At 48.3% G+C, this 14,502-nt stretch carries 14 protein-coding genes; 10 read left to right on the plus strand and 4 right to left on the minus strand.

Annotation, left to right across the window (positions count from 1 at the left end; translation table 11 throughout):
* The first annotated feature begins 69 nt into the window (after window positions 1-69).
* From J0X21_RS11990 to J0X21_RS12015, 6 genes are all read left to right on the plus strand, one after another.
* Window positions 70-1,071, plus strand: a complete 1,002-nt coding sequence (locus J0X21_RS11990; protein ID WP_206812451.1) for a TAXI family TRAP transporter solute-binding subunit — start codon at window positions 70-72, stop codon at window positions 1,069-1,071.
* 88 nt (window positions 1,072-1,159) lie between these two features.
* Window positions 1,160-2,401 carry a Glu/Leu/Phe/Val family dehydrogenase gene (locus J0X21_RS11995; protein ID WP_206812452.1) on the plus strand — a complete coding sequence of 414 codons (1,242 nt, stop codon included), beginning with the start codon at window positions 1,160-1,162 and terminating at the stop codon, window positions 2,399-2,401.
* Window positions 2,402-2,467: 66 nt separating this feature from the next.
* On the plus strand, window positions 2,468-2,674 hold the full coding sequence (locus J0X21_RS12000; protein ID WP_206812453.1) for a 4Fe-4S dicluster domain-containing protein: 207 nt from the start codon (window positions 2,468-2,470) through the stop codon (window positions 2,672-2,674).
* Complete coding sequence (locus J0X21_RS12005) at window positions 2,671-3,813, plus strand: 2-oxoacid:acceptor oxidoreductase subunit alpha (RefSeq protein WP_328812839.1); 1,143 nt, start codon at window positions 2,671-2,673, stop codon at window positions 3,811-3,813. Before J0X21_RS12000 ends, J0X21_RS12005 begins: the two co-directional genes overlap by 4 nt.
* Window positions 3,813-4,652, plus strand: a complete 840-nt coding sequence (locus J0X21_RS12010; RefSeq protein ID WP_206812454.1) for a 2-oxoacid:ferredoxin oxidoreductase subunit beta — start codon at window positions 3,813-3,815, stop codon at window positions 4,650-4,652. Before J0X21_RS12005 ends, J0X21_RS12010 begins: the two co-directional genes overlap by 1 nt.
* On the plus strand, window positions 4,642-5,172 hold the full coding sequence (locus J0X21_RS12015) for a 2-oxoacid:acceptor oxidoreductase family protein (protein WP_206812455.1): 531 nt from the start codon (window positions 4,642-4,644) through the stop codon (window positions 5,170-5,172). The genes J0X21_RS12010 and J0X21_RS12015 overlap by 11 nt, the downstream gene beginning before the upstream one ends.
* 147 nt (window positions 5,173-5,319) lie before the next feature.
* Here J0X21_RS12015 and J0X21_RS12020 read toward each other — a convergent pair whose 3' ends face one another.
* Both J0X21_RS12020 and J0X21_RS12025 read right to left on the minus strand, forming a co-directional pair.
* Window positions 5,320-5,865: a hypothetical protein gene (locus tag J0X21_RS12020; protein WP_206812456.1), complete on the minus strand. Its 546-nt coding sequence runs from the start codon at window positions 5,863-5,865 to the stop codon at window positions 5,320-5,322.
* Window positions 5,866-5,980: 115 nt separating this feature from the next.
* Window positions 5,981-7,090, minus strand: a complete 1,110-nt coding sequence (locus tag J0X21_RS12025) for a hypothetical protein (RefSeq protein ID WP_206812457.1) — start codon at window positions 7,088-7,090, stop codon at window positions 5,981-5,983.
* 860 nt (window positions 7,091-7,950) lie between these two features.
* Between J0X21_RS12025 and J0X21_RS12030 the strand changes: the two genes are divergently transcribed.
* The 4 genes from J0X21_RS12030 to J0X21_RS12045 all read left to right on the plus strand — a co-directional run bounded on the left by J0X21_RS12030 (window position 7,951) and on the right by J0X21_RS12045 (window position 13,609).
* Window positions 7,951-8,967: a DnaA/Hda family protein gene (locus tag J0X21_RS12030; protein WP_206812458.1), complete on the plus strand. Its 1,017-nt coding sequence runs from the start codon at window positions 7,951-7,953 to the stop codon at window positions 8,965-8,967.
* Window positions 8,968-8,990: 23 nt separating this feature from the next.
* On the plus strand, window positions 8,991-9,962 hold the full coding sequence (pfkA, locus tag J0X21_RS12035) for a 6-phosphofructokinase (RefSeq protein WP_206812459.1): 972 nt from the start codon (window positions 8,991-8,993) through the stop codon (window positions 9,960-9,962).
* A 76-nt stretch (window positions 9,963-10,038) separates the two neighbouring features.
* Window positions 10,039-11,475 carry a glucose-6-phosphate isomerase gene (locus J0X21_RS12040; RefSeq protein WP_206812465.1) on the plus strand — a complete coding sequence of 479 codons (1,437 nt, stop codon included), beginning with the start codon at window positions 10,039-10,041 and terminating at the stop codon, window positions 11,473-11,475.
* A 34-nt stretch (window positions 11,476-11,509) separates the two neighbouring features.
* Window positions 11,510-13,609 carry a cell division FtsA domain-containing protein gene (locus tag J0X21_RS12045; protein WP_206812460.1) on the plus strand — a complete coding sequence of 700 codons (2,100 nt, stop codon included), beginning with the start codon at window positions 11,510-11,512 and terminating at the stop codon, window positions 13,607-13,609.
* Here the strand turns inward: J0X21_RS12045 and J0X21_RS12050 are convergent.
* Both J0X21_RS12050 and J0X21_RS12055 read right to left on the minus strand, forming a co-directional pair.
* Window positions 13,606-13,962: a DUF1634 domain-containing protein gene (locus J0X21_RS12050; RefSeq protein WP_206812461.1), complete on the minus strand. Its 357-nt coding sequence runs from the start codon at window positions 13,960-13,962 to the stop codon at window positions 13,606-13,608. The genes J0X21_RS12045 and J0X21_RS12050 overlap by 4 nt on opposite strands.
* Window positions 13,963-14,346 carry a sulfite exporter TauE/SafE family protein gene (locus J0X21_RS12055; protein WP_328812843.1) on the minus strand — a complete coding sequence of 128 codons (384 nt, stop codon included), beginning with the start codon at window positions 14,344-14,346 and terminating at the stop codon, window positions 13,963-13,965.
* Window positions 14,347-14,502 lie beyond the last annotated feature (156 nt).

The following is a 14,502-nucleotide window of genomic DNA, read 5'->3' on the forward strand; positions in this document are numbered from 1 at the left end:
GATGTTTTTTCTAGTCTGACATAACCCAATCAAGATCTTTATCTAAAACCAAGAGTGAGGAGATGTAGTATGAAAAAGTACACTAGACTAGTCAGCGCCGTACTAGCATTCGGATTATTGTTAAGCACCGGCTTCCTTGCCGGTTGCGGGTCCAGCAATCAAGCAGGCGGGACTACACCGGCCAAGACCAAGAATATTTCCCTGTCAACCGGGGCGCAAAGCGGTACGTATTATCCTTTGGGTACAGCCATCGCCAATGTTTGGACCCAAGCAGGCATAGGCCTGAATGTCACTGCTGAAGCCACCGGAGGATCGGTGGAAAATGCCCGCCTGATCGGCAGCAAGGACACGGAAGTCGGCTTTGTCGAGTCTCTGATTGCTGACTGGGCATACAATGGCAAAGAAATTTTCAAAGACAAGAAAGTTGAAAATCTCCGCGGGCTTGCATCATTGTACCCGAACACGGTACAAACTGTCGTGAAAGCGGACTCCGGGATCAAATCCTTCGCTGATTTGAAAGGGAAGAAGGTCGCGGTCGGAATTCAGGGCGGATCTTCTCCGATCACCATGGGAGCTATCTTAGAAGTATACGGTCTTACAATGAATGATATCAAACCACAGTATGTTGCTTTTGGACCTGGAATTGACCTCTTAAAAGACGGTCAAGTGGATGCCGTGTTGGTTGACGCCGGTGCACCCAACTCCTCGATCATTGACATCGCAACCCAGCATCAGATCAATATTTTGTCGATCGAACCCGACAAGATTAAGCAAATCCGTGAAAAGTATCCATTCTTCTCCGATGTCGTAACCATTCCGAAAGGAACCTATAAAGGAGTCGATCAAGACGTAACCACGACCGGATCCCTGGCAGCCCTCTTTGTTACCGCTGATATGCCGGACGACCTTGTCTACAATATGACCAAGACCTTGTTTGAAAAGAAAGATGACATTGCCAAAGTCCATGAAAAAGGCAAGAGCATCGACCTGAAAAAAGCAGTCGATGGATTCTCCATCCCACTCCATCCCGGCGCTGAAAAATACTACAAAGAAAAAGGTATTATTAAGTAAGGGGATAGTGTCGAGGGTGATGATGAATTCCTAAATTCCGTAACTCTGGAGCTAAGGAGCTAATCTAAAACCCTAAGGAGAGAAAGTCATGAAGAAAACTGCACTCGAAGTCGCCCAAGAACAACTCGCAACTGCCATTGAATACATGAACCTTGATCAAGAGATCTACGAACTGTTGAAAGAGCCTCTATCCCAACTCACGGTAAGAATCCCGGTTAAAATGGACGACGGGACGATTCGCATCTTTACCGGATTCCGCTTCCAACATAATGCAGCTTTAGGACCGACACGAGGCGGGACGCGTTTTCATCCGGAGGAAACGCCGGAAGATGTGAAAGCCCTTTCCCTGTGGATGACGTTGAAGAATGCCTTGAACGAGATTCCGAACGGGGGAGCCAAAGGTGGGATTATCGTAGATCCAGAGAAATTGTCCAAGGGTGAACTGGAACGCCTCTGCCGTGCCTATGTACGCAAAATTGCCCCGACCATCGGAGCCTGGAAAGACTTCCCTGGTGCGGATATCGGCACTTCAGCGGAAACCCAAAGCTGGATGCTGGATGAATGGGAGGCTTTGAACCTTCATCATGAGCCTGCCGGAATCAGCGGCAAACTGATGGTGCTCGGGGGTTCGGAAGGACGGCCGGAGGCAACCAGCCGCGGATTGCTCTATGCAACCAGGGAATCCGTCAAAGCCAAAGGGTTGGAGATGAAGCAATTAGCCGCCGTGGTTCAAGGATTTGGTAAAGTGGGATGGCATCTGGCCAAGCTGTACGAGATGGACGGGGTTAAAGTGGTCGCTGTGAGCGATGTTCATACCGGTATTTATAATCCTGAAGGCTTGGATGTCAAGGACGTTAATGCGTATATGGATCGTAACGGAACCTTGGTCGGCTATCCCAAAGCTCAGGCAGTCAGCAACTCTGAGCTGCTTGAACTCGAATGTGATATTCTCGCTCCCTGTGCCGTTCAAAACGTGATTACGGACGAGAATGCGCCCAGAATTAAAGCCAGGTTCTTAATCGAAGGAGCCAATGGGCCCACGACTCCGGATGCCGAAAAGATATTGATCTCTAAGGGAGTGTTTATTGCTCCTGATATTTGGGCCAATTCCGGCGGCACACAAGTTGCACACTTTGAACGGGTGCAAAACTTGAATGATGACCGCTGGTCCGAAGAAGAGGTAAATGCCAAACTCGAGCGCCTAATCGGCAAAGTATTCGCAGAAATCTACAAAATCCATACCGAGCAAAATATTTCCATGCGCCTTGCCTGCTGGGTAAGGTCGATCGGCAAAGTGGTTGATGCCATGAAGGCCCGGGGTTGGGTTTAAGGCGACATGTTCAAAGGGTAGGGCCTGACCCTACCCTTTGCCAACTTAGGAAAGAGGAGGTAGAGCATGCCTGAACCGAAAAAAATGCACATTGAGATAGATAAGAAAAGCTGCAAACGCTGCGGCATCTGCCAGGGCTTATGTCCGCAGCAAGTGTATACCTTGGCCAAAGATGGCTCACCGGAGGTCACCAACCCGGAGCGCTGCACGAATTGCCACCTGTGTGATTTACGGTGTCCGGATTTTGCCATCACACTGGAGGTGTTAGCGTGAACAGACCGGTAGGCGTACAATTTATGCAAGGGAACGAGGCCTGTGTTTACGCGGCCCTCGATGCCGGAGCCAAGTTTTATGGCGGGTATCCCATCACCCCGTCATCCGAGATTGCGGAATTGTCAGCCAAATTCCTGCCCCAAGTAGACGGAGTTTATCTCCAAATGGAAGATGAAATCGGCAGCATCGCGGCCATTATCGGCGCTTCGGCTGCCGGCAAGAAAGCATATACGGCCACCAGCGGCCCCGGGTTTTCCCTCATGCAGGAGAATTTAGGCATGGCCGTCTATGCCGAAGTACCGGTGGTCCTGATCAACGTCATGCGCAACGGCCCCAGCACCGGACTTGCGACCCGTCCGGCCCAGGGGGATGTCATGCAGGCCCGCTGGGGCACCCACGGGGATCATCCCATCATTGCCCTAAGCCCGGCCTCAGTCCAGGAATGCTATGACCTCACGCTCCGTGCATTCAACCTTTCTGAGAAATATCGCATCCCTGTAATCCTCTTAAGCGACGAAGTCATCGGGCACATGCGCGAAAGCCTAACCATCCCGGAACGGGATCAATTGGAAATTGTAAACCGCAAGCTGCCTGACGTACCGGTCGCAGGATACAAACCCTACCAGACCGGGGAGGATGACATTCCGGCCATTCCGCCGTACGGCACCGAATACATCGTACATGTCAGCAGTTCCTGCCACGACGAAAGCGGCTATTCCCACAGCGCGCCCCAGACTGCGGATAAACTAGTGAGCAGACTGCACCGCAAAATCGAAAAAAACAAACAAGACATCGTTCAAGTCGAATGGTTTGGCCCCGAGCAAGCGGACCTCACCCTTATCGCCTATGGCGCCGTTTCACGCGTAGCCAAGCAAGCCGTGGTCAATGCCCAGGCTCAGGGACTGTCGGTCAACTTACTGCGCCTGATCACGATCTGGCCGTTTGCGGATGATGAAGTGCAGGCTGCATTAGCCAAAGCCAAAGCAGTCTTGGTCCCAGAATTAAACTTGGGGCAGGTCGTCCGCGAAGTAGAGCGCCTCAATACCTTTGGCACCCCCATTCATGCTCTCTCCAGAATCGACGGGGAAATCCTCCTTCCGGCCCAGATCATGGAGAAAATCAAGGAGGTGCTCAAATAATGGCCTTATCCTACAAAGACTACCTGGAACCGAGCCAGCTTCCCCATATGTGGTGCCCGGGCTGCGGGGACGGCATCATCTTAAGGGCCTACACCGAAGCCTTGGCTGAATTGGAACTCGCGCCCAAAGACGTCGTCACTGTCACCGGCATCGGCTGCTGGGGCAAAGCGGATGATTACGTCTCCACCCAGGCTTTTCATGGCACGCACGGACGGGCCTTAGCCTTTGCCACCGGCATTAAAACCGCCAACCCGGACTTAACCGTAGTCACCCTTATGGGTGACGGAGATGCCGTCACCATCGGGGGCAACCATTTCATCCATGCGGCTCGCCGCAATATCAACCTGACCGCCATTGTCACCAACAACTACAACTACGGCATGACCGGCGGCCAGTATTCCGCCACCACCCCGCTTAAAAGCAAAACCACCACGTCTCCCAATGGGGTGGCTGAACCCGGCTTTGATGTCTGCTTCCTGGCCGAAGCGGCCGGGGCTAATTTCGTCGCCCGCACCACAGTCTATCATGCGGTTGCCCTCAAGAATCTCATTAAAGAAGCCATTCTTCATCCCGGCTTCAGCCTGGTAGAGGTCATCAGCCCCTGTCCCACTTATTTCGGGCGTTTCAACGTCCATCCCAGCCCGGTCAACATGATGAACTGGCTCAAAGACAAAGCCGTACCCGTGCAGAAATACCGGGAAATGTCTGCGGAAGAACAATACGAGCATTTTGCCGTGGGCAAGATAGTCGTCAAAGAACGACCGGATTTCTACACCACCTACCAGCGCATCAACGGCGGCCAGGTTGCAGCAGAGGAGGGGGATGGCAATGGACGCTAAACCATGGCAAATCGTATTGGGCGGCACCGGCGGCCAGGGGTTAATTCTCGGCGGAGTCAGCCTAGCTAAAGCAGCTGTTGCCGAAGGAAAGAACGCCGTACAGACCCAGACCTACGGCATTCAGACCCGCGGCGGCTACTCCCAAGCCGAAGTCGTGATCAGCGACGGCACCGTATATTTCCCCAAGTGCGACAACCCGGACTTGGTTCTGGCTTTGAGCCAGGCAGCCTATGACCGCTATCAAAGCAAAATTTCCGCTGACTGCATCGTGCTCTATGACAGGGATGCCGTCACCGGTGCGGGGCGGGCCAAGGATATAGGATACCCTTTCCAGGCCAAAGCCATTGATCTGGGCAATGAGAAAGTGATCAACTCCCTGGCCCTGGGTGCCGTCTTAAAGCTGTGCCCGGTGGTGAGCAAGGAAAGCATGGCCAAGGTACTGGAGGGAGCGCTCCCGGCCAAGGCCTTAAGCTTAAATCTGCGGGCGCTGGAACTAGGGTATAGCGAAATTTTGCAGTAATTAGATTTTGTATGAGTGTTAATAGTGCTAATCCAGAAAGAATGAAGCCTGTCTTAGGAATTTCTAAGGCAGGCTTATTTGGTATATCAGACTCCCATGCTACTCAGGGGGGAGTGTTTTCGCTAATACTGTTTTACAGCGAATTAATTATGTCGGTTCAAATTCAGTAATAAACCACTTTTCTCCAAAATGTTTAACGTATACCTTAGCAGAATAGATATTTTTGCTCTCAGAAGTCGCCATATTAAATTTCACAATGTATTCAAAGGCGTCTGCGGATTTCTGTTTTTCATCTGCAATTTGATAACTTTCCACCCATGGACTAGACTGTCCAGTTATCCATACCCACTGCGGTCTCAATTTATCTCTAAGTTCAGGAGAAAATACGGCAAATTGCAAGGCTCCGTTCCGGGTTTTAAAGCCTTCTGCCCATTTTGTTACTGCTTCACGTGGTGTGCTAGGGGCAATAGCTTTTTCCAAAAGTTCAACTTGCATTTGAAGGGAGTTAAGGTCTTCCATCATTTTATTAACTGATTGGGCATTTTCATCATTCTTGATTAGGGTATTTTCATTATTTTTTATAATAAAATTTTCTTGTGGGTTTAATTGAGGAGGCGTTGCTGGAACACACCCTGTATTTCCTATAATAATTAAGGTCGATAAGATGATACTCATTCTTTTTAGATAGCTCATTGTATTTCACTCCTTCAATAATCAATTTGTGAGAAAATTAAAAGGAGTGGCAAATTAATGCCACTTATACCCTTTCTAAAAAAATATTATTTTGAATATCTTATTAACTTTATCATTATGGTAGATTCCCAGGTTTGACCCATACCCATCCGGAAGAAGGATATGTCCACCCTAAATCTCTAGAAAGTTCAGGGCTAATATCAATTCCTGCCCTATTTCCAACAGGACTATAATAGTACGGTGCTCGTGTCCATGCACCATTTCCACCATTGTATCCAACATCATAAGCATCTTCTGCTTCAGGTACCATGTTTCCTAAAGCGTATGGTGGATTTGAAGATGTAAACGTTCCAGTAGGTTTATAAGTTCCATCATGTTTATATAATAAATAGTAATAAACACGTCGCCATAATGTACCATTTGGTTGAATTGAAGTAGTTGGCGAATTTGTTGGATCCCACCAGTTGTCATCCTCATTCCAAGGCCCTACCTCAATAACTGTAGCATTATAATAAGTTGAATCATCTTTTGAGACCCAAACTGAATAAGGTGCATTAGAGTAATAGGGTTTATAAGCGGATGGAATACCCGTACTCCAATCTGACCCATAATAAGTCCAGTTAGCAAACTTAAGATAAGCATCAGGTAATGCTACGTAGTCAGGATAATTGGGCCAATTTTTTGGAAACGAGCTTTGGCTGTAGGAGCTAGCCCAAACAAAATATTTAGGATTGGTTACTTGAATACTAATAGAATCACTTTGATCTATCGAATTAGCTTTTAGTTTCTCAATAAAGCTTGAAGAGCTTGTTTCTCTATATTTATTTTTTAGAGCTTCTAAAAATGATTTGTAATTACGTCCGGTTATTTTTTGCAGTTCAGTTTCCATTTGTGAAAGAATTTCCTTACCCTTGAGAATATCATCAGTTTTTTCAGTAGGCAATCCTAGTCGGGTTCTATTAAATTGGAGTAAATTGAGATGAGTTTCTCGAGTTAGTTGAGATATTTGGTTAAAAGTATTCTGAGGGAATCCTAATGATTGTAGTAGTACGTAGGCTTCATCTTGAATTTCTTTATTCCCACTTGCAAATATATAGAACAGATATTCTTGGACTTGTTCTATGTTCGAAGCTTGCACAGGGATAGGTGATGTCACTTGGTGTATACTACCAAATATCAAGATCACAATGATTACAACTATAGAAATCCGTTTGATTCTAAACATATTATTCTCCTCCCTTTAATTTGGTTGGTTTGGTGTAGGTATCGTTGAAGAGAGAACATAAAAGGAAATAAATATGAATATTCCGCAGAGAAAAAACATCTGAACCGTCGAAGTTGAACATCTCTTCCGCTTTAATTGAACAGTCCGACCGGAGTAACTGTACACCCAATATTCTCTTGAAAAAATACACGGAATCCTTACTCCAGAGTATAGACTTGACATGGGGGCGACGGATGCTACCCTAGAGCAAAGGGATGGGGCTTACTTCAGAGAAATCCTTCTTATGAGCCCCTTCCCTCGACCCATTGAAGCATCCGACGCAGGGTCCCATGTCAAGTTGCCCCCAGAGAAAAACGTATATCTAAAGGGTGTTCAATTTCAAACGGAAACACTGTTCAATCTCAGCGGTCAAACTGTTCATTTCGACCCGGAATATCAATAAATAATTAATATATTCAGTTACTTCCGATTATAACACCAATGTGTATAGGCTTATGTAATATTTTGTTGTCGATATAAGTTCTACTGTGTTAACTATTTTAGAATATTAATGCATTGACAAAGAATATTAAAAGGAATGTAATAATTTGCTCTAATTTCGTTTCCCCGGCAAAGATTAGGCTCAACAAGGGCGTTAGCCAGAGAAAGGGCGCATACAGTGCATAATCGAGCGGAGAAATGCCGAGGATGGATGTAATCAGGATTCTGTACATATTCCATGAGATGAGGGCAGCCGGAACGACAATGAATTTATTGCATATTTAGAAAAGTTAGGTTGTATAAAGCAAATAAGTTTGTTACCATAATTTTGAGGGTAGCTTATAGTTTTTTCCCTATAGCGGCCGGAAAAGGGGATAAGCTTGGATTATTTTGTCAGTGAACATAATATGCTCGCATACAGAGCGGTTGCAGAATATCACTGGGCATCCGCACCTCAAAGTCTATTGATTTACGGCCATTCCGGGGTAGGCAAAACCAAACTCTTAGCTTTGCTAGCCTCTAAAACGGGCAAGTCTGGAATCCGGGCTGTTTTTCAAGATGCCTTGGCTTTTTCCCGTCAGTATTCGCTGGCGCTTCAGGAAAATACTTTGGCATCGGTTCGAGCCCGCTGGCGCAGCAGCCAGCTGCTGGTGCTGGACGGGCTGGAAGGATTAAAGGGGAGACCGGCTAGTATCGAGGAACTCTATCATACCTATGAACACTTAGGCCAGCAGGGTGGGAAAATGGTATTTTCCCTGAGTGCAGGTTCTCCCAACCTGGTTTTTTTAGGCACTAGGTTTGCGTCAAGAATTATGAGCGGAATGGTTATAGGAATTGATTTGCCTGCGAGCTGGGAAATTGAGGACTATCTTGAGTTTCAAGCCCACCGCTTACGTTTGATACTTGAACCGGGAATTATCTCTGATCTGTCCCGGCGGGTTCAAAGTCCTGCAGAAGCCAGAGAAGCGCTTCATGGTTTTATCCGCTTTGCGTCCCTCAAGCAAGATGCCCTAACTGCTTCTTGTTTTCATGAATTTTGGCAGGAACGGTTAATGCTTCAAGAAACCGCGCTCCATCCGGACAATATCATGCGCTTCGTGGCGGAAAAGTTAGAGGTGCCCCTGCAAGAACTTAAGGGTGCCAGCCGCAAAACCCACTTCCATGAAGCCCGGCAAATTGCCATGTATCTGATCCGAACTTATACGAACTTGTCCTATTCTCAGATTGGAGACTATTTTGGCCGTGGGCATACGGCTATCCTGGATGCCTGTCGGAAGCTGGAAGATAAAGCCCGGAAAGACGCTCAGCTTGAACAAAAGATTAGAGAGCTGTCGCAAGTCCTCGTACGTAGAAGAGATGGACATAGAAGGGATGACCACATTCAGAATGGGGAATAATTTCAGGACGAAGGAGTGATGTTATGCCGGACACTCTAAATAGTATTGCCGTACTCACCAGCGGAGGAGACGCACCCGGGATGAACGCAGCAATCCGAGCGGTCGTACGCAAAGGGATATTCCATAACTTGAAGGTATATGGAATCAAACGCGGATATGAAGGTTTAATTCACGGAGAATTTCGGGAGATGAGCCTGGGTTCGGTTGCCGATATCGTGCACCGGGGGGGAACCGTGCTGATGACGGCCCGGACCGAGGAGATGAAAACTCCGGAAGGGCAGCAAAAAGCACGTGAGCAGTTAAAGATGCGCGGGATCGACGGGCTGATTGTGATTGGCGGAGACGGTTCTTTCCGGGGGGCTCTGGCACTCTCCGCTCAGGGAGTAAAAGTGATCGGTATTCCGGGTACAATTGATAATGATATCGCCGGAACGGACTTAACCATCGGGTTTGATACTGCGGTAAATACGGTGGTTGACGCCGTGAGCAAGATTCGGGATACGGCAACGTCCCATGAACGTACCTTTATCGTAGAGGTGATGGGCAGGAACTGCGGCAGTATTGCACTTCAGGCGGGCGTTGCCTGTGGAGCGGAGTCAATCCTTGTACCGGAAATTCCATTTGATTTGGAAGATATTATTCTCAAGCTGCGCCGGGGACACCGCCGGGGGAAAAACCACAGTATTATTTTAGCGGCCGAAGGAGCTGCCAGTGCCTATAAATTGGCCGAAGAACTCCATGCGCATTCCGGATTTGATACCCGGGTCACGATTTTGGGCCACTTGCAGCGCGGCGGTAATCCCAGTGCTTTGGATGGAGTCATTGCCTCCGCCATGGGAGGCAAGGCGGTTGAACTGCTCTTGGCCGGCAAAAGTGAGATGATGACAGCCTATGTTAACCAAGAGGTTACGGAAGTCCCTTTGAACGCCGCTTTTGCCCCCAAGCGTCCCTTTAACAGGAAGCTTTATGAACTTGCCCAGGAGCTGGCAATCTAAAATAGTATCTGAGAGCTTTCGGGAATATTCGGTAAGACTATCTCCGTATAAGATCCGATTCGGGAGGTTGATCGATATTAGTAGCCAACATGAGAGTTACCTGAGCTTAGATTATACCGGCATGATGCAAAGCCCAATAAATCCTCAGGGCTTTACCCGAGAAACCCTCATGCAGCTGCAGCCGGAACTGAACCAGGCCCGAGCCGCTTTACTCAGGAAAAGGGATGAAGGAGGGCTTGATTTTTCCCAGCGCTTGCCCGAGATGGCGTCAGAACTTATTGGGATTACCCAATATGCGGATTGGGTTTCGCACAGGTTTGACAATTTTGTGGTGCTGGGAATAGGGGGCTCGGCGCTTGGGCCTATGGCGGTTCAGCAAGCCCTGAATCCTTACTATTATAATGAATTGTCTCCATCCGAGCGCAGCAACCGTCCACGCCTTTATGTTTTGGATAATGTTGACCCGGTCCGAGTGCTGGATTTATTGGAGACAATTGACCTGAAGCGTACGTTGTTTAATGTCATCTCTAAATCGGGGAATACTTCGGAAACGATGGCACAGTTTTTGATTATCCGTGAACGCTTGCAGCAGGAATGCGGAGAAAATTACAGAGACCATCTTGTGGTGACCACAGACCCAGTGCAAGGGCACCTCCGCCGCCTTGCGCTTGAAGAAGATTACAAAGTCTTTGTCATACCCCCTGGAATCGGCGGACGTTTTTCCGAACTGACGCCGGTCGGCTTGCTGCCGGCTGCAGTTTGCGGAATCGATGTTGAGAGCTTGATTCAAGGGGCTCTGGATATGGACGCCTGGGTGCGTGAGGAACAAGGGTTAGGGGAAAATCCGGGGCAGATGCGGGCAGCCTTAAGCTATCTCTCCTGGCAATCCGGAAAGAATATTTCAGTTTTCATGCCGTACTCCGATGCCCTCAAGACGATGGCGGACTGGTATGCCCAGCTATGGGCGGAAAGTCTTGGTAAACGTTACAACCGTCAAGGAGCTGAAGTAAGAGTAGGCCAGACCCCAGTCAAAGCCCTGGGAGTCACGGACCAGCATTCTCAGATTCAGCTCTATGCCGAGGGGCCGGATGATAAAGTCATTACCTTTGTGACCGTGAGAGAATTTGCATCTGATGTCTCGATTCCGGTCCCTCCTACAGCCCTTGAAGGTTTGGCCTATCTCGGCGGGCATACTTTAGGGGAGTTAATGCAAGCGGAGCAGCAGGCTACGGAATATGCCCTTTCTTTAGCCGGGCGCTTGCACCAAAAAATCTTTCTACCCAGACTGGATGCTTATGTCCTAGGACAGCTGCTTTTGCTCCTGGAATGGGAGACTGCGTATATGGGAGAACTCTTAAATATTAATGCTTTTGATCAACCCGGAGTTGAAGAAGGGAAACAAGGAACGTATGCTTTGCTGGGCAGGAATGGATATGAACAAAAGAAAAATGAAATTTTAGCGTACGGAAAGAAACGTTTTTATCTGACACATCAAAGGGAGGATTTTTCTTGATTTTGGTCGAATTGTACCCTTTGAGGTGAAAAAGGTGGAACCTATCTTTGCTTTAGACATCGGAACGCGGACCGTAGTGGGTCTTCTGATGCAGAAAAACGGGGACGGCTATGAAATAATGGCCAGTGCCCGTACAGAGCACCGGCAGCGGGCAATGTATGACGGACAGGTCCATGATGTAGAAGAAGGGGCCCAAGCGGTACGCCTCATCAAGACGGAAGTGGAGCAAAAAATTGGTTATTCTTTGACCCGGGTAGCCGTCGCAGCTGCAGGCCGCGCTTTGAAAACCTTGGTTGCGTCGGCGGCTCGTCAGGAAACCCTGCCGGTACGTTGGGAGAAAGAAGACGTCCTGGCATTAGAGATGGAAGCGGTTGAACACGCCTTGCGTGAACTGGCAGTCACCGCCGGGGACGCAGCGGTAAGCTATCATTGTGTTGGCTATAGTGTGATCGACAGCTGGCTGGAAAATCAACAAATTGCCAACCTGATCGGACAACGGGGAAGAGAAGCTAAGGTCACGGTGATTGCCACCTTTTTACCGCGCCTGGTCATTGATGGCTTAGTAGCAGTTTTAAACAGGGTAGGCCTGGAAATGGCGAGCCTTACTTTAGAGCCGATTGCTGCCAGTCATGCAGCCATTCCTGCCAATATGCGCCGTCATAACCTGGCTTTGGTCGATATTGGCGCCGGTACGGCAGATATAGCCCTGACAAAGAACGGTTCCTTTTTTGCATACGGGATGGTGCCCATGGCGGGGGATGAAGTGACAGAGGGAATATGCGGCCACTACCTACTTGATTTTCAAGTGGGAGAAAAAATCAAACGGGAGTTGGCCCATAAATCCCAGGTTACATTTAAAGACTTTTTCGGGACCAAGATTTCCGTGGACCGGGACGAAATTCTTAATATTATCCGACCGGTTGTGCAAAAATTGGCGGAACAGATTGCAGATTCGATTTTCGACCTAAACCAAGGAGTACCTCAGGCTGTGATCCTGATTGGCGGCGGAAGCTTAACTCCCCTTCTGCCCCAGCTCTTGGCTGAGCGACTAGGGCTGCCGCCAGGCCGGGTGGGCATCCAAGTGCGCGAACGGATCACAGGGGTTCTGGGAGAAAAGGGCGTAAAAGGGCCGGAAGGGATCACTCCGATAGGGATTGGAATCTCGGCTCTTGAGGCTCAAGGACTCCACTACTATTCCGTCACTGTCAATCAGGTTCAAGTGCCGATTTTTGAACTGCAGTTAGCTACGGTTGCCGAGTCTTTGCTGGCGGCAGGCATCCAGCCCCGCTCCTTTATTGGTCGCCCGGGGAGAGCTCTTACCTATGAATTTAACGGAGAGATGCGGGTGGTGAAGGGAAGTCTGGGCCAGCCTGCCCAGCTGACAGTAAATGGGAGAAATGCCAGACTGGAAGAAACCATAGAACCGGGAGATCAGGTGCAGTTTATTCCTGGAACAGACGGGGAAGATGCCAAAGTCCGAGTAATGGATATCCTGGTTTTACCCGAAGGGAAAAAAATAACCTGGAATGGCCAGGAAGAAGCGTTTTGTCCCTTATTGACACTTGACGGAAAGGAAAGCCTGGCGACGGATGAAGTCAAAGACGGCAGCAAATTGATCTATATAGGAAATGAAGATTTGGAAGCGCTTTTCCGTCAAAAAGGATTGCCTTTTAATCTCTTTGCTACGCTTAATCTAAAAATTAACGGGCGGAGTCTGAGTTTAACTAAAAAGCGCACTATCAAAGTGAACGGAAAAATTGTCACCGGAAATTGTCCCATAGCAGACGGAGATCAATTGGAAATCGAAGAAACTCCGATCCTGGTGAAGGAATTAGAACTTGAGGCAGCTCCCCTGATTTTCCATGTGAACGGCCAAGAGCTTAAGTATCCGCCTCAAGGACTATATGTAAGCTGGCGGGGTCGGGAGGTCGCGCTGGAGGATCCGGTGGTTGACGGCATGGATTTAAGAGTGGAAGGGTTCAAAACGATGCCGATCTTATCCGAACTCTTACCATTAGTTACTCTTCCGCAGCAGGCGCCGGCGAGCAGGCTAGTGCTCACGGTCAACGGACAGGACGCGGAATTTACCACAAAACTTCATCCAGGTGATAGAATAACTGTAACTTGGGGTTAAAGCTCTTTGCCCAGGGCCAGACTCAGGATTAAAATGCAGAAAACAAATAGGGTCAGTAAGGCGTAAAGATAATCTTTTTCTTTAAGGAAAAGGATCGTTGAAGCACCCACCCGAAAAATGGGAGTTGCAATGAGCAGGAACAGGCCTAAACTAATGATCGCGTCGGGCTTCAGTTCGATTAACCCTTGCCATACCGTACTGACCGAGTGGGGAAAGGAACCTGCAGGATAGCCTGACCCGAATAGAATGTATAGAACAAGCCCTAACGCAATGAAGAATCCGGAAAGATACACACCAAGGCGGAGGCTGAGGCTGATAAAACGTTCCGTGTCAAAGAGGTCTTTCTCAGACATTTACATCCACCACCCTTTCCAAAGCATTTGCAGGGCGACATACAGCAGGACCGGAATGAATAAACGGCGCAAGGTTTGATTGTTTAGGCGTACCATGATTTTAGTTCCGACCAAGGCACCTAAAAGAACTCCTAAAGCCACCGGTCCTGCAGTTAAAGGGTTAATATCTCCTTTGGAAAAATAAACTCCGGCTGAAGCGGCGGCCGTAACCCCAATCATAAAATTACTGGTTGCGGTTGATACCTTGATCGGGAGTTTCATGAACATATCCATTCCCAGTACCTTAAATACTCCTCCGCCAATGCCGAGAAGACCGGAGAGAATACCGGCAATGTACATTGTGGCCCAGCCCGGATAAATCCCTGCAACTTTGTACTTAACCATTTCCCCGGTTTTTTGTTCTAGGTAGCTGCTGTTTAACCCCGCATTCCGCAAGTTAATTTTTTACAAAAGGTATTTTATTCCATTTAAAGGAATTTGCCTATCTCGTGTCGAATGTTATCTCTAACATTTTTGTGGAGGTAACATGATGACTAATTC

The sequence above is a fragment of the Paradesulfitobacterium ferrireducens genome, assembly GCF_017310645.1.
In the GTDB taxonomy this organism is placed as follows: domain Bacteria; phylum Bacillota; class Desulfitobacteriia; order Desulfitobacteriales; family Desulfitobacteriaceae; genus Paradesulfitobacterium; species Paradesulfitobacterium ferrireducens.